This window comes from Polluticoccus soli (genome assembly GCF_029269745.1).
GTDB classification, from domain to species: domain Bacteria; phylum Bacteroidota; class Bacteroidia; order Chitinophagales; family Chitinophagaceae; genus Polluticoccus; species Polluticoccus soli.
Genome location: NZ_JARJHT010000001.1, coordinates 2,377,948 through 2,394,168, shown reverse-complemented (window position 1 = coordinate 2,394,168; position 16,221 = coordinate 2,377,948). Strand labels below are relative to the sequence as shown.

General features: G+C 47.7%; 14 protein-coding genes. 1 reads left to right on the top strand and 13 read right to left on the bottom strand.

The window, feature by feature from the left end:
* Positions 1 to 84: 84 nt before the first annotated feature.
* The 5 genes from P2W83_RS10425 to P2W83_RS10405 all read right to left on the bottom strand — a co-directional run bounded on the left by P2W83_RS10425 (position 85) and on the right by P2W83_RS10405 (position 5,720).
* Positions 85 to 2,175, bottom strand: coding sequence for a choice-of-anchor D domain-containing protein (locus P2W83_RS10425; RefSeq protein WP_276133666.1), 2,091 nt, complete (start codon positions 2,173 to 2,175; stop codon positions 85 to 87).
* Between the two features lie 142 nt (positions 2,176 to 2,317).
* Complete coding sequence (locus tag P2W83_RS10420) at positions 2,318 to 3,319, bottom strand: S41 family peptidase (protein ID WP_276133665.1); 1,002 nt, start codon at positions 3,317 to 3,319, stop codon at positions 2,318 to 2,320.
* Positions 3,320 to 3,338: 19 nt separating this feature from the next.
* Positions 3,339 to 4,151 (bottom strand): hypothetical protein, encoded by an 813-nt coding sequence (locus P2W83_RS10415; protein ID WP_276133664.1) that lies wholly within the window; start codon positions 4,149 to 4,151, stop codon positions 3,339 to 3,341.
* A gap of 127 nt (positions 4,152 to 4,278) precedes the next feature.
* On the bottom strand, positions 4,279 to 5,067 hold the full coding sequence (locus tag P2W83_RS10410) for an RMD1 family protein (RefSeq protein ID WP_276133663.1): 789 nt from the start codon (positions 5,065 to 5,067) through the stop codon (positions 4,279 to 4,281).
* Positions 5,068 to 5,192: 125 nt separating this feature from the next.
* Complete coding sequence (locus P2W83_RS10405; protein ID WP_276133662.1) at positions 5,193 to 5,720, bottom strand: DUF4142 domain-containing protein; 528 nt, start codon at positions 5,718 to 5,720, stop codon at positions 5,193 to 5,195.
* Between the two features lie 176 nt (positions 5,721 to 5,896).
* Here P2W83_RS10405 and P2W83_RS10400 point away from each other — a divergent pair, with 176 nt between their 5' ends.
* The gene (locus P2W83_RS10400; RefSeq protein ID WP_276133661.1) at positions 5,897 to 7,027 is read left to right on the top strand and encodes a glycosyltransferase; all 1,131 of its coding nucleotides are present in this window, start codon (positions 5,897 to 5,899) and stop codon (positions 7,025 to 7,027) included.
* On the opposite strand, the gene P2W83_RS10395 is transcribed toward P2W83_RS10400, so the two are convergent.
* From P2W83_RS10395 to murC, 8 genes are all read right to left on the bottom strand, one after another.
* Positions 7,005 to 7,670, bottom strand: a complete 666-nt coding sequence (locus P2W83_RS10395; RefSeq protein ID WP_276133660.1) for a DUF4159 domain-containing protein — start codon at positions 7,668 to 7,670, stop codon at positions 7,005 to 7,007. The two genes, P2W83_RS10400 and P2W83_RS10395, sit on opposite strands and share 23 nt — an antisense overlap.
* A complete protein-coding gene (locus tag P2W83_RS10390) occupies positions 7,660 to 8,385 on the bottom strand; it encodes an RsmE family RNA methyltransferase (RefSeq protein WP_276133659.1) in 726 nt (241 codons plus the stop codon). Before P2W83_RS10390 ends, P2W83_RS10395 begins: the two co-directional genes overlap by 11 nt.
* A 26-nt stretch (positions 8,386 to 8,411) precedes the next feature.
* On the bottom strand, positions 8,412 to 8,990 hold the full coding sequence (locus tag P2W83_RS10385; RefSeq protein ID WP_338090244.1) for an RNA polymerase sigma factor: 579 nt from the start codon (positions 8,988 to 8,990) through the stop codon (positions 8,412 to 8,414).
* A 377-nt stretch (positions 8,991 to 9,367) separates the two neighbouring features.
* A complete protein-coding gene (locus P2W83_RS10380; protein ID WP_276133657.1) occupies positions 9,368 to 10,021 on the bottom strand; it encodes a hypothetical protein in 654 nt (217 codons plus the stop codon).
* A gap of 138 nt (positions 10,022 to 10,159) precedes the next feature.
* Positions 10,160 to 11,803, bottom strand: coding sequence for a cell division protein FtsZ (ftsZ, locus tag P2W83_RS10375; RefSeq protein ID WP_276133656.1), 1,644 nt, complete (start codon positions 11,801 to 11,803; stop codon positions 10,160 to 10,162).
* Positions 11,804 to 11,866: 63 nt separating this feature from the next.
* Complete coding sequence (ftsA, locus tag P2W83_RS10370) at positions 11,867 to 13,279, bottom strand: cell division protein FtsA (RefSeq protein WP_276133655.1); 1,413 nt, start codon at positions 13,277 to 13,279, stop codon at positions 11,867 to 11,869.
* Between the two features lie 23 nt (positions 13,280 to 13,302).
* Positions 13,303 to 14,865, bottom strand: coding sequence for a cell division protein FtsQ/DivIB (locus P2W83_RS10365; protein WP_276133654.1), 1,563 nt, complete (start codon positions 14,863 to 14,865; stop codon positions 13,303 to 13,305).
* Positions 14,862 to 16,220 (bottom strand): UDP-N-acetylmuramate--L-alanine ligase, encoded by a 1,359-nt coding sequence (gene murC, locus P2W83_RS10360; protein ID WP_276133653.1) that lies wholly within the window; start codon positions 16,218 to 16,220, stop codon positions 14,862 to 14,864. The genes P2W83_RS10365 and murC overlap by 4 nt, the downstream gene beginning before the upstream one ends.
* Between the last annotated feature and the right edge of the window lies 1 nt (position 16,221).

Genomic DNA, 16,221 nt, shown 5'->3' with positions numbered 1-16,221 from the left:
TCTTTTATCCGATCTCCGTTTAAAATATCAATAGGGCGCGCTGGAAAGCGCACCCCCTGATTTATTTATTTGCCAAATCGTTTCTTAGTGCGCTACAACCAGTTTGGTTTTTGTAGTCACGTTGCCCACAGCTATCTGTACGAAGTAAGTACCATTAGCCAGGTTGGATGTATTGATCATCACCTTCTGAGCACCGGTAGAGAATTTGTTAGCAATTGGCTGCAGTGTTACACGGCCTTGCATATCCAATACAGTAACAACAACTTGCTCAGGATTTTTCAGTGATATTTCAACTGTTGCAGCATCACCCGTTGGGTTAGGATACAACTTCATGGTAGAAGCACCATCCAGGTTAGCTATATCGGTTGTGTTCAAACCAACACCTTGTAGGCTTGCTACGTAAGCACTTTCGTCGAAGTCGTTGCTGGCAACGTTCAGTACGGCTTTGCGCAGACCCAATGCAGTTGGTTTGAATTCAACTGTGATCGTTTGCGATGCGCCAGCTGCGATGGTCATTGGGAAAGTACCACCCATAATGGTGAACTCGTTTGCGTTTTCACCAGAGATCGCAGCACCTGTAACAGTCAGGCTGGCAGGACCAGCATTCTTGATGGTGAAAGTTTTCGTAATGGTACTACCTACGGCGATGTTGCCCAGATCTGTATTGTCAGAAGTGCTTGGTGTATTGTCGCCAGTTATGATCACATTGCCGTTACCTTCCAGGCTTATTTCAGGATTAGAGTTGAAGGAAGCCGGGTTGAACAGTGCAAACAGTTGTCCGCCTTCTACTGTAGGAGAAGGAAGCGAATAGTGCGCCTGGTCAACGCCTATCCACATACCTGAACCCAGTATTTCCTGTGCGTCGAAGATACCAGAAGCCTCTTCGTCTTGTGTCAGGAAGTTAGCGCCACCTGTCAGGAAGCGTGAGTTGTCGTGCTCAGCGATCACTTTGAAAGAGTCATTTGTAATAGTGTACTGCCAGATCTTACCGATGTGTGCGTTACCGCCTACGTCCTCTTGTAGCAGGATGTGACCGTAGTGGTCGATACCCATGTTATCCAACATTTGCTGACCTTCAGTACCATCCAATACCGCGGTGATAGTACCACCTTGTGTCAGGTCGGCACCGTTAGTGAAATGTAATTTCCACAGGCGGCTTGGGCTGTTGAAAGCGTTAGTGGTCACGAAATAGAAATCCTGGTTGTTTGATGGGTCCCATGCGCCATCTTCAGGACGCAGGAATTGTGTAACACCTGCGTTGTTGCTATTTGTTTGCAGTGTAGCACCAGTGATAGTGCTCACGTTGCCGAGGTCAACCATAGTAAACGGTGTGGCAGGCGCAGGGAAGCTGGCGCTGGTTTCGATCAGCATACCCTGAACAGCTACGCTGTACAGTTTACCGTTAGCAAGACCTGCCTTATGAATATCAGTACCAACGTTGGTCTTAGTACCAATGTAGATATAAACCTGGCCCGGAGTAGCATCATCCATACCGATAACAACTGTTTTATCATCGCTGTTAGGACGGGCAACAGAGTTCTCAAAAGAGAATTTACCAAGGTGAGGCAGTTCGTAAGAAGTACCGGCATCAGGACCGCTGGCAATGTGGCCGAAAGCACGACCTTCAGTACCATTCTCTTCACCGTTCATGTAGATACGGTTTTGTGTACCGGCACCTGTAAGCGGGTTGTAAAATGCAGAAACTGCAGGAAGATCACCAGAACAAAAGCGGTTAAGCGCAGCGCTGGTAGAAGGATTTGAAGCGTAGTAAGTAGCATAGCTCAGCGTGCTCGGGTTCCAAAGATTTATTTTGGTTATCAGGTCGCTGCCATTCAATACGGTCAGATCTGATTTTTTGATGATCCACCTGGAAACATACGCACCGATAGAACCGTGGGCGCGTATAGCACCTGACGTGCTGCCTATTTCATGGTTTACTAACAGCGTAAAAGTACCGTCGCCGTTATCCCATGCGCCGGAGCCATCAGGCAAACCAGACATTTTGTAGCCGTTCACTGTTTCGCCGGCGGACAAGATAGAAGTAGTTTTAACATCAGCAGCGACAGGAACTACATAAGGTGACTGTGCGGTGCTTGGGCCTGTTGTAACCTGGGCCATAACATCAGTCTGGGCCAATGCCAGTAAAGACGTCGCAACGAGTAATGATTGCTTCATAAGATTTTGTGATTTTCTGTCACAAAAGTCTCAGTGTAGTGTTACCAAAACGTTTTGGCAATGTTAGCAATGGTTTACTGTTGCGTGAAAGAACCATTACCAAATTGTTACCCTCTTGACAAACGGGTTTCGCCTCTATACTTTATTGCCGGATAAAGGCAATGGCATATTCCAGTATGGTATCTATTCCCAGAGCTTCGTCGGCGGGCAGCAGTGCTACGTATTTATGCGGTGGCACACCGTGCTCGATGATAAAGCCATCCGGCATATAGGTTATCGACCCTGAAAAATTGACTGCCCAGCCATTAGGGAACTCATGACCAACGGGTTGGCCACCACCGCCACCAGTAGTATCTCCGATAACTGTCACCTGGCTAAAAGCCTTAACCGATGCAGCAAAGAAATTGCAAGCGCTGTAACACGTGCGGTTGGTCAGCACAACAACCTTTCCAGGAAAAGCCACCTTGTCGTTGGGATCGATGTAGCTTTCCTCCAGTTCGGTAAACTCATTGTGCGCAGGACCGTCTTTGTATTGAGTTCTGTATATAAGTGTGCGTTCTGTTGCTACTCGCCTTAGAAAGCGATATGCGTTCTCAGGATTACCACCTTCATTATTACGCACATCGATCACTACACCCTGGATACCGGGATAGTCATTGAAGCGTTGCAGCACCACATCGAGCTGCTCATCAGAAAAATTGCTGGCAAAGCTGCGGTAGTAGATATATCCGACCGAATCAATAATGGTGTGTATCAGCGGGCCGGTTATCTCGAAACCACGCCAGTAGTTACGCTCCAATATCTCGCGGTTGAAATTGGGTGGATAATCTGCATAGTAGTTATAGTAAGAGCGTGCAAACCCAGTGCGCAGGTTAATGTGTCCATCCCTGAGTGTGTTCAACATTGCAACGCTTACCTCATAAAGCTCACGGTCGGTCATACCTACATGCACCTGGGGGCGATACACAGTATATACTGAATCCCAGTTCACGCCTTTATAATCAAAGAACGAATAACCTTCATTCAGTGTCTTCCAGAGCTCATCGAATATCGCCACGGGATCATCGGGCTTTGTAGACGGTGAAACGATCTTTTCGCACGACAGCATAAACAGCACCGGCAAGAGCCATAATAACTTCTTCATCTTTCGTTGTTGAAGTGATTTAATATCTGAACATGAACATAAATGATACAAGGTGCTCAGTCGCAAAGACGCGGTTGATATCCTTCAACCTATAAAAATCCCAGTGATAGGCCAGGCGAAGGTCATTACCGCTGTTGAGATGATACCGCAACGCCAGCTGACTGTTTACTCGCAAGTACTTATTCAACGTCACGATATGGGCATTAGAAAAAACATCGCCTAGCAAATCATTTTCTGGATCCAAAAACTCTATCCTGTTCAGGTATTGGGGACGGGCCGCATGCGCTATTAACGGCATACTTAGTTGCAGCGATAGTTCGGCGTCATGTTTCAATACGCGCACCTGCCTTGCAGCGCGACCACTTACACCCAAGCTCAAAGCATAATCGTACACAATGGCCGAATTATCTAGCTGAGGCGCTTCCTTATATTCAGCTACCAGCGAGGCTAGTCCGCCCAGCTTCACGTCATACCGCTTGCTCCATTTGTCTATGTCGTATAGCAGCTGGTAGTCGGTCACCACTCTCACGGTACTTACCTTCATCGGCGTCAGCTTTCCGCTTCTCTTTGTTCGCAACGACAGGAATGATGGCTCTATCAGCAGCTGCGAGAGGTGGCCGTTCTTTATCTTGAAATGCCCAAGCAACGGTGCCATGCCAGTATTGCTGTACCAGATATTAGATATGGCCTCGTCGTAAAAAGACTGACCGGTGATACCGGCGCCGAAAGTAAAATACCGTTGCCGGCAAGTTGTACTCGTGTCCTGCGCGAACGAATGCGTTTCGAGTCCAAAAAAGAGAATGGCCAGCAGGTAGACGGTCCGTTTTGTCATAAGTGCATTATTTAGGGTCAAAGCGGTAGCACCGCAATTAATAACCGGATAGTTTTCAGTCTTGCACTCTCGTCTTTACAAAATAAACGAAAACTCCAATGCGGACCTTACCCCTGTTTCTCACCTACTATTTCACACCGAAGATCTTTTCAATGATCATGTTAATCACTTCAACCAGTATCAAAATGATAATGATCCACTCCAGCACAGTGCTATGCCGGTATTGCAACAGATCTTTAAACAGGTCAAGATTATCGCGGATAATCGTAAGACCTTCATGAATATTACGGGAGCGTTCCTGCAGGTCAAAAGTTCGTTTAAGTCCAATGTCTATTTTATCCAGGCTTTCATCTTCCCATGTCTCGGGTGGAGAGTCGAAGATGTACAGATTCTCGGCAATGCGGTTCTTTAACAACAGGGTGCGACCTATGTATTTTTTCAGCTTAATGCCTTTGATAGCCAGGCTGCCCTTCCGCTCCAGGCGCTGGGTATGGAGGTTCGTCTCTTCCAGCAGCCTGTCCATCAGCTCGGTATAATAGTCGAGCGCTACTGACTGCGATACATTCATCATCACCAGCCGTATCACGTCAGCGTCAGCACGCATTACTTCGATCTTATTGTTACCGATCTTATACTCAGCAGCATCTGTTTCGATCAGGTACTCTTCGTTCAGGTGTTCGCCCAGCGGATACTTACAAAACGGTGTGATCATCTGTATGAACTCCGTGACTTTGACAGGATCGTAATTCAGGAAGCAAACAACACCATATTTGAAAACACAGACAAACCTGCTGCTATCTGTCCGGTAGAACAGCTCATCTGCATCGCTAAAATGAATGTCGGCCTTGAAACTGGCTTTAAAGCCCTTTATATCAATGCTATCTGCTATCTGATATGAGAGAACCTGGTGAGTCATGGTTTCAACTTACTATGCATGGTAAGTAAGCTCCTACTCTAATCACAACATAATCATGCCTGTAGCAGAGCTCATAAAAAAGAACGGCTGCATTGCAACCGTTCAGACTTCTTACCGCTTATATGCTATTCTTTCATGGCTTTCATCCGCCGTTGTTGTGCTATAGCCACATCGCGGTGTTGACGCAATACAGGCAGCGTATTTTTTATAATGGTCTGCAATTCCTCATCGCGTATATAACCCTGAGCTTTTTCAAAACGGGTGATCATTTTACGTTGCATATTGCCCAGTTCATCGGCCCACTCTTCATCCCAGGCGCGGGTAGTTTTTGTCTCAATATGCTTTTCATCAGGCTCATCTATTTCTCCCATGATCTGTACCTTCCTGCGAGTCACGTATGAGTTCAAAACGCTGTCGATCGTCAGGTGATCGCTCAGCATATGCTCGGCTTGCTCCTTTATTTCCGGGTCCGTAGCTTTATCCATACCCATTTCCAGCATGGCTATTTCTTTTGCGTTGTCTTCTAAAGCGTCCTCACAAAACTCCGCCTCCCTGGTCGTGGCTACTGATTTGGCACGTTCGGATTGGGCGAGCGACTGAAACGGCATCGCCGCCACAATGGCAAATGAAAGAATGAGTTGTAACGGTTTCATAATGGCTTTTTATTGGTTGAAGATGGTACTGGTCTTGTTTTGATCGTCCGGCCTATGCAAACGTTGCTTGAACAGCCGGGCAAAGTCTAAACAATTTGCAAAAACACTATGCCATAACGGGAGCGTTGTACTGATATCACATAACCCTCGGCTAACTTTTTTATATTTACCACCTCATGAACCTCAGCATTCTTTCTCTTGCGCCATATAAAGTTTTACCCCCGAAAACGGGGGGACATCTGGGCATAGTACTCATTCATGAATACCTGGGGCGTCTTTGTACCGATCACCTGGCTTGCACAGTTGACAATGAACCAAGGCAACAATATAGCTTTCGGCTACACCCTGTTTTTCCTGCTGACCCTAAGCGATATATACCCTACAACAACTATCATACTTTACTGGAAATAGGCCGGAAATACAACGTTTCCGCTATTTACTGCGACCATCCGTATATGTCGCTAACAGCAATGAGGTTAGCTCATACACTGGGAATCAATTGGATAATGCGCAGTCATAACATTGAGTCTGAACGTTTTCGCACATTGGGAAAGCCATGGTGGCCGATCATGCGCTCTTTTGAGAGGTTTGCGATGAAAAAAGCGGCAGGCTTGTTGTTTGTTACGGAGGAGGATGCCTCATGGGCAGTACAACATTACGGCATCAGCCGGGAGAAATGCCACTTTATTCCATATGGTACCACCTTAAATGAAAAACCAACTGTAACAGGCAAAGAAAAGCAACAAGTAGCTGCAGAGCTAGCGTTGGACGCAGCTAAACCGTGGCTATACTTCCTGGGGGCACTCGACTATGCACCGAACAGAGATGCGATAGTGTATATACTGGACGAGATCATGCCGAGGCTAAACGATCGCGGACTGACATACGAAATACTACTTGCAGGAAAGGGCCTGGATGAACAATTGCAGCAGCGCATTTCTGCAACGCCCAACATCACCTATTCCGGCTTCGTCAACGATCTTGACATATTTCTCAAAGCTTGCGACGTCATGCTGAACCCGGTACTGACCGGCGGCGGCATAAAAACAAAAGCGGTAGAAGCGTTAGGATATAATAAACGCGTAGTAAGCTGTGTAAGCGGAGCCACAGGCTTAAAGCCTGAAGTGTGCGGCGAAAATCTTCGCATCAGCGCAGATCATAATTGGGATGCGTTTACTAACGATGTCGTAACGGCAATAAATACCCCAACCAATGTGCCGGCTAGTTTTTACGAAATTTACTATTTCGGAAATATTGCTAAAAAGATCCTCTCAGTAATTGAATCTACTTCGCCGAAGCGCCATTAAAAGCGTACTGCACCAGGTTGGCACCCATCTGCAAAGCGAGCGTATGTTTTTCAGGAGTGTCTTTATGCACTTCAGGATCTTCCCAACCATCACCAAGATCGGTCTCGAAACTGTAGAAACATACTAACCTGCCTTTATAGATCAGACCATAACCTTTCGGTGGCTTTTTATCGTGCTCGTGCACCTTGGGCAGGCCGTTTGAGAACGTAAATTTCTGATGGTAGATCGGGTGAGTAAAAGGCAACTCCACCAACGCCAGCTCTGGGAATATTTTTTTCAATACAGGACGAACGTATTGGTCGAGGCCGTAGTTATCGTCTATGTGCAGAAAACCGCCTGCTTCCATATACTTACGCAGGTTTTGCGCTTCTGCTTCTGTTACTTCCCAGCGACCGTGACCTGTCATGTGCACAAAAGGATAATTAAATATTTCCGGGCTACCTGCATCCACTTGTGCCTCTTGTGCATCAAAACGCGTACGCAATTGCTGATTGCAAAATGCTGCCAGGTTCTTGAGCGATGTTGGGTTTGCATACCAGTCGCCGCCACCACCATATTTTAGCAGCGCCAGTTTCATGCTTTGTGCATTCGCACCGAACGATACAACAAGAAGAAATGCAAATGCTATAAACCTATTCAGCATGGTTGATCATATTAAAGTAGGCACAGGCTGCCATGGCAGCAGTTTCGGTACGCAGGCGATTCGTGCCCATCGACATAGCAGTGAAACCCGCAGCCTCACACAAAGCTACCTCTTCACCGGTAAAGTCACCTTCAGGCCCTATCAATATTAAGGTTTCTTTGTGAGGAATGATCGCATCAGCTATACGTTTGCGCGAACGTTCTTCAATGCAGTGTGCGAGAATCTTTTGCGGCACACTACTATATTGTTCAGCCACTTGTTTGAACGGAGTAGCTTCCTTTAGTAATGGGAGATGGAACTGTTTCGATTGCATCATGGCAGACACCAGTATGTTTGTCCACCTGTCGTAGCGGATCTTTTCACGCTCTGTGCGATGAGCCATCAGGGGAATGATCGTTGTGATGCCCATCTCCGTACACTTCTCCAGCAACCACTCGTTACGGCTGGCATTTTTGGTAAAGGCTATAGCCATGTGCAGTTGTGGCTGCGCAGGCTCAAAATATTGCACCGCTTCTATCAGCACGCTGCATTTTTTCTTTTCAGCTCGTGCGATGGAAGCGGTGGCGAGATGGCCTTTGCCATCGGTAAGTTCCAGTTTATGGCCGGGCTGCATGCGCAGCACCTGTACTATATGGCGGGCGCTATCTTCGGCCAGCTGTATCTCGCTGCCCTGCTGCAATACCCCATCATGAAAAAACAACGACAATGAAGCCATGCAGCTAATGTAGCCCAATTCAGCCGTTAGCGCAAAACCATTTGATTTTCGGTGATCATCTTGCGCAAGTTTAGCAAACCATAACGCATACGGCCCAACGCTGTGTTGATGCTCACAGAAGTAAGGTCGGCTATTTCTTTAAAGCTAAGGTCGCCGTACATACGCAACACTATTACTTCGCGTTGCTCTTCTGGTAATTGCTCGATGAGTTTGCGTACGCTGGCATTAACCTGGCGCTGCTCCATTTTGTCCGATGCTGTTTCAGCAGGTCCGCCGATCAGCTGGGTGATATCCATCCCATCGGGCAGGGTGACCGGCACGTTGTGGCGCACCTTACGGAAATGGTCCATGCACAGGTTGTGCGCTACGCGCATAGCCCAGGGCAGGAATTTACCTTGCTCGGCATACCGGCCTTCACGCATGGTTTTGATCATCTTTAAAAAAGCGTCCTGGAATATATCTTCAGCGATATACTTATCCTTTACCAGCATGTAGATAGATGTGTATATCTTATCCTTGTAGCGGAATATAAGGGTTTCCAATGCACTGTCTTTTCCCTGGAGAAAGTCGTGGATCAATTCGGCATCGGAGAGTTGATGGATCATTTGCATATACTTCTACCTTTTGAATAACGTACAGGTTACGCCATGCACAGTAAATTTTTTTAAGTAGAGGTATTGCTTATAAGTTTCTCCGTTTTTGGTTTTAGAAAGATATTAACGTTAGAGCCGAATTCTTAGTATCAAAAGTTGCGAAAAAGTTAAAACAAATTTTGCGCCAATTTCCTAAACAATTTAGAACCAGCCTGTTCCGTTAACCTTGGATTTTGCCTAAAGGTCTAAAATAAGACTGAAAAACAATAGGTTATAGTTGGGTAGCCTGAGAGATTTTTTAATTAATGATATTAATATGACAAAAAAGCCCGCCAAAAATGGCGGGCTTGGTCCTTCTAAACCTTACCTATATATAAAACACACCCTATTTATTTCAACTCCCAGGAACCCTTCCGGCTGTCATTGTTCAACTGCCAGGTCGTTTTGCCTTCGGCCTTGTCGTCCTTCAGGCGTTCAGTTCCACCTTTCTTATTATCCTGTCCTCCCTTGCGGTAGTCGCCACGGAATCCATCCCGTCCGCGATAGCCCTGACTTTTGAAATTGTTGCCGCCGTCTCCTTTACGGAACTGGCCGCCATCATTGCCCCGGAATCCTTGCCCTTTGAAAGCCATCTGACCGCCTCTTCTATGAAAATCGCCGTGACCGCCACGGAATCCTTCTCTCCCATTGAATCCCTGTCCACCCTTTTGGGCATAACCACCACCTTTGCGGAACTGACCGTTGTGCTTTGCGTGGTAGATGTTCCTATTGGCACGTTGCATTTCGTTGCGCATCAGGCCGCGTTCTTTACGGTTCACCCTTCCATCAGCTTTGGCCATTTGCCTGTAGCCGCGCAGCTTGGCTTGCTGCATCTGAAGGCGCATTGCCTCGTTGTGGGTGATGCTTCCGTTACGAACGCCGTCCTGTATACGCTCTTGCTGGCTCTTTTTGCGGTTGTCTTGTTTACCGCGCGGCTGGGCATTGGCGAAATTGCCCAGGAGCAGAGCCCCTGCCAGTGTAGCCGCAAAAATCATCTGTCTCATATCTTCTCTTCGTGTTTATACAAGAATAGACCTGAGCTGCACAAAAGAGTTTAATATGGTCCGTGTTAAATAAAATGAAAAGCCCCCGTTAGACAACAGGGGCTTTGTGCAATATGAAAATATAACAAAAGAGACTAGTTAGTCCGGCTTCTTGCCATCAAGGAAAGTATTGATGGTTTGGATAGAAGCCTGGTTGTTGTTTTGCTGGCCATTTACGCCAACACTGTATCCGCTGTAGAAGGTTTGTGAAGATGCAACGCCATTGCTGTCTATGTCCACATTTCGACGAACGTAAGCAGGCACGTTCTCTACATCATCTGTAGTTTCGTTACCCTTTACGTTGAAGCTCATGCGGCGCAGGCGTTCAGCACGCTCTTCCAGCGCACGCTTTTGCTCTTCAAAGCGCCTTTTCTCTTCCAGTTCAAACTCGGTCATTACATGGCTACCATATCTTACTGGTTCAGGTTGCGCAGGCTGTACCGGCTCTTCATTCTTAATAACAAGTTGCAGTGCTGGCTCTTCAACAGTTTTCGTTTCTTCTACTTTAGCCACCGGAGCTTCCATTGCTGGAATAACATCCAGCGTGAACATTTCGCGCTGTGTTTCCTGTACAGGGAAAGCCGGCTTTGGATCGATAGAGTATGCATTCTTAGGCGCTTCCATTTCTACCAGCGTAGGCGCTAAAGCGTTTGTCACATCCTGGGCAGGAGCAGCTGGTGCCGCAGGCGCAGGAGTAACGCTAGCCACATCACCCAGTTTCACTACGATCTTTTCAGGCTCATTGCTGCGGCGCGCAGGCATATTAGCAAGTACTTCTTTGTGATTGAAGCCAGTTGCAATTACCGTTACAGCTATCTTATCGCCCAGGGCAGGGTCGTGACCCATACCTAGGATAACATCGCAATCATCGCCAGCCATTTGCTGTACGTATGCTTGTATTGCTTCTGCTTCGTCCATGGTGTGTTCAAATTCACCTGCAGCAGAAGTAATGTTCAGCAGTATCCATTTAGCACCACGGATGTCGTTATCATTCAGCAGCGGAGAGTTCAACGCTTGTTCTACTGCATGCAGTGAACGGTTGTCGCCAGCTACTGATGCGCTACCGAGGATAGCCACACCGCCGTTCTTCATTACCGTGCAAACGTCAGCAAAGTCAACGTTTATCTGACCGGTAGTGTTAATAACGTCTGTGATACATTTTGCAGCTGTAGCCAGGATATCATCAGCCTTAGCGAACGCCTGTGTGAACGGCAGGTTGCCGAACTGCTGGCGCAGCTTATCGTTTGAGATGATCAGGATCGTATCAACATGCTCACGCATACGGTCGATACCTTCCTGTGCCTGCTTCATACGCTTACGTCCTTCGTAAGTGAATGGCGTAGTAACGATACCCACCGTCAGGATACCGAGATCGCGGCATATTTTAGCTACTACTGGCGCGCCACCGGTACCGGTGCCACCACCCATACCTGCAGTGATGAATGCCATGCGCGTATTTACTTTCAGAATTTTAGAGATGTCCTCCATGCTCTCTTCACCAGCCTGCTTACCGATCTCAGGATTCGCACCGGCTCCCAACCCTTGTGTAAGGTGCGGTCCTAACTGGATCTTGTTCGGCACCGGGCTCAGCGCCAGCGCCTGCGAGTCTGTATTGCACACGATAAAATCAACACCTTCAATGTCGAGATTGTGCATGTAGTTAACAGCGTTTCCGCCGCCACCACCAACGCCTATCACCTTGATGATGGACGATTGATTTTTTGGAATTTCGAAGTGTATCATACCGGTTTATTTTGTTGGGTTAGTAATTTTTAAATGGTTTTATTGTCGATTTAATGGGATTCGTTATTCTATTTCCTGGTCTTCTACTTCCTCAAAGAAGCTCATGAACTTTCCTTTGAGTCCGTCGAACAGGCTCTTCATCTTCTCGTTGCGCCTTTGTTGTTTTTGCTGTGCAGCTTCCGATGCTTCTGTGTCTTCTTCCTCTTCTACCTCTGCAGCCTGCTGTTTCATTTCAGTTACCACAGGTTTCATTTGCTCTTCGCTGATGTGCATGTAGTTGCCACCTTCGCCAATGAAACGCATACGTCCGTTCTCGAAGTCATGATAACCGCGCAGTATCAGACCGATACAGGTTGAGTACATCGGGTTCATCATGGCGTCATTGTGTCCACCAGCCAGGTGTTCGTTCGGCAGACCGATACGTGCACCAAGACCGGTTACATATTCCGTCAACTGAATGATGTGTTTCAACTGAGCACCACCACCTGTAAGGATGATACCGCCATAGAGACGTTTATCCAGGTCTATTTGTTTCAGGTGATACACCACGTAGTCCAGTATCTCCTGCATACGCGCTTGTATGATGTGCGCCAGGTTCTTCACCGATATTTCTTTCGGTGGCAAACCACGCAGGCCAGGGATGGTGATGTATGCATTCGCATTGGCTTCTTCAGCCAGCGCCGTACCAAACTGCACTTTCATTTGCTCCGCCTGTGCGCGTAATACACCAAGACCGTTACGGATATCGTTGGTGATGTTCACACCTGCATAAGGTATCACGGCTGTGTGTTTCAGGATACCGTCATAGAATACGGCCATATCGGTAGTACCACCACCAATGTCAACTATAGCAACACCTGCTTCCAGGTCTTCGTCGTTCATTACTGCGGCTGCAGACGCCAGTGGTTGCAGCACCAGGTCACGGGTAATGAGCTGCGACTTGTCAACACAACGCTTGATATTGCGTATCGCGTTGCGGTCTCCGGTGATGATATGGAAGTTGGCGCCGATCTTCACGCCACTCATACCTATCGGATCCAATACGCTTGGCGTATTGTCTACCGTAAACTCCTGCGGCACGATATCGATGATCTGGTCGCCGGCAGGGATATAAGTTTTATACTGGTCGCGCACCAGCAGGTCAATGTCTTCTTTGTTGATCTCTTCGTCGGTGCGAGAACGAACCCTGTCGCCGCGTGTCTGCAGGCTCTTGATGTGCTGTCCGGCTATACCCACATACACCTCTTTGATCTGGAGGTTGGGGTTCGACTGGATGCACTTATCTATCGCCTGTTCGATAGAACGGATACATTGTTCGATGTTCATTACCACACCGTGGCTCACACCCGTTGACTCCGCCCGTCCGAAGCCAAGGATCTCCAGTTTTCCAAATTCATTCTTGCGCCCGGCAATGGCTACCACTTTGGTAGTTCCGATGTCGAGGCCGACAATGATGGGTTGCTCTTTTGTGTTCATATTGCGCGTTTTACTGAGTCATTTTAGTTGCCCTGGTATATATACTTAGGCGACTTCTCTGTTGTTTGTTTCTCTTTTGTGTTTTTCTCTTTCTTATCAACCTTCGGTGCTTCTACAGCGCGTGTTTTCACGGTGGTTTGCGCAGTAGGTTTCTCTGCCGGTTTCTTAGGTTCTATTTTCTGAGCTACCTGCTTAACAGGTGCCTTTGTTGTCTTGATGTTTTTTGCAGCGGTGGTTGCTTTTGCAGCCAGCGGCGTTTTCGTTTTTTGTACAGGTTTTGCCGGAGTTTTTGCTACAACCTTTGCCGGTTGTGTTACTGGCTTCTTAGCTACCGTAGCTTTTGCAGGTTGTGCTGCTGGTTTTGCAGGTACTTTAGCTACAACTTTTGCTTGCTGCGGCACTGGCTTCTTAGCAACGACAGCTTTTGCAGGTTGCGCTGCAGGCTTCACTGTGGGTTTAGCTATTGGCTGAACCGCTGGTTTTACCGGCGCTTTAGCGACTGCCTTTACAGGCTGTGGTATTGGCGCAGCTTTTGCCATAGGCAGTACCTTCACTTGTTGTGGCACTGGTTTAGCTGGCGCTGTAACAACTTTCGCAGCTGCAACTACTGGCACAGGCTTAGTGATCACAGCAGCCTGTACAGGTTGTGCTGCCGGCTTAGCTGGCACTGGTGTCTGCGCTGTCACATTCACTATCGTATTGGTGATGACAATATTTGGCGTATCCGAGTAAGAAGGCGCTGCTTCGTTGCCGATGATGCTCTTCACCCAATCCATATTGCTCATCATCTTGTCGGCAGGCTTTTTCCACTCGAGGGCGGGAGAAGCCACCAGCTGACCTGCATACCGGACATCCAGTGTTTCGTATTTATCCCAGCCTATCCTGTTGAGCACTCTTTTGTAGAAGGCGAACAGATTACTGAACTTATCTTCCATCAGCGTCGTATCGCCGAAGAGGATGCGGTGGTTGCCAAGTACTGGCACCAGCTCAAATTTTCTGTCGTCGGTCATGATCACCTGCGACACCTGGGCATTCCAGAAACTGTCTTTGTCTATGAATTTTACGAGAGACACCACCTGGGCCTTCAGCGCGTTGCCAAGGCTATCATCTTTCAACACCGGAACATTGGTCACCACTGTAGTATAGTGGCTGTATTTGCTGGATAAAGGCATCGCCTTTAGAGTTTCGTCAAGATAATAACTATTGCCATCCTGTTCAAACAAACGGGCTACCGGAACGCGCTGAGTTATCCACACATGTAGATATTGTTTTGCATCCACGTAAACCTGTGCATCCGCCACCCAAGGATTGGCGTCCAGCACGCTTTCCAGCTGGTGTACGTTGATCTTGTTCAGCCTGATATTCGACAGGTCCATATTCCGCTCCTGCTGCAGCATTTCCATCACCTGCTCGCGGTCTATGAAATGGTACTGGCTGTTCTTGATGCGGATATCGATGCCGGCTACTTTCTTCTGCTTTTGTACAGAAGAAGCGCTGAGTATTGCCATGACGCTGCCTGTTGTCACCGTTATGGTAACGAACAGCTGCAATATTTTGCGGATCGATATTTTACGCTTTACGCTCATTTACTTTCCAGTATCTGTTTGATGGGGTCTACCAGTTTATCTATATCACCGGCGCCTGCTGTAATGAACAGGCTCAGCGGCGCGGCTTCAACGTATTTCAGCAATCCTTCTTTCGATAGTATCGTATGGCTCGGGTTACCCATCCTGCCAGCGATCATCTGCGAGGTTACGCCTTCCATAGGCAGCTCGCGCGCAGGGTAGATGTCCAGCAGTATCACCTCGTCGGCCATGTCCAGGCTGTGCGCAAAGCCATCTGCCAGGTCGCGGGTACGACTGAACAGATGCGGCTGGAATGCAACCACGCATTTACGGCCGGGAAACAGGCGCTTAGCACTGGCAATAAGTGCCGCTAACTCTTCGGGATGGTGTGCATAGTCGTCTATATACACCATCTTTTCGGTCTTCACGATATACTCAAACCTGCGCTTAATGCCTTTGAATCCGGCAAGCGCGGCTTTTACTTTTTCTCCATCTATTTCTAAAAGCTGGGTAACGGCGATAGCCGCAACTGAATTCTCAACATTATGCATTCCGCCTATCGGCAGGCGTACACCTTCTATCTTCCAATCAGAGCCAATAACATCATAGATATAGCCGCCTTCTTTCTGAACTATGTTGGCTGCATATACTCCCGCTGCATCGTTTTGCAGGCTGTAGGTGATAGTATTAGGTGCTTTCAAAGCATGCGCCTTTTCTAACCCATGTTTCACCAACAATGTGCCACCGCTCTTAATGTTTTGTGTATATTGAATGAACGCTTTCTCCAACTCCTCTACCGTACCGTAGATATCCAGGTGGTCGGCATCCATTGCTGTTAACACAGCTATATCAGGACGGAGCTTTAAAAAACTACGATCATACTCGTCCGCTTCGATCACGGCAGTTTGGTTATCGCTGCTCCAGTAGTTTTTGCCATAATTCACCGAAACCCCACCCAGGAAAGCATTACAGCCATATCCTGTTTCACGCAGCAGGTAGGCGGTCATAGTTGAGATGGTCGTCTTACCATGAGTTCCACCAACGGTCACCGCAAACATCTTTTCAGATATCCACTGCAACACGTCGCTGCGTTTGTATACCGGATAACCGTTGTCTTTATACCAATTGAATTCTGTATGCTCTTTAGGAATAGCAGGGGTATACACCACCAGTTCGGCTTCTTTGTCCAGCAGGGCTACATCATCGGTATAGTGTATTTCCATACCCTCTTCGGCCAGCTTTTTCGTCAGCTCAGTTTCAGTGCGGTCATAACCCTTCACTACGGCACCGCGCTCGTTAAAGAAGCGCGCAAGCGCACTCATACCGATGCCACCGATACCCACAAAATAAACCCGTTTCAATTCCTGCACGTTCATA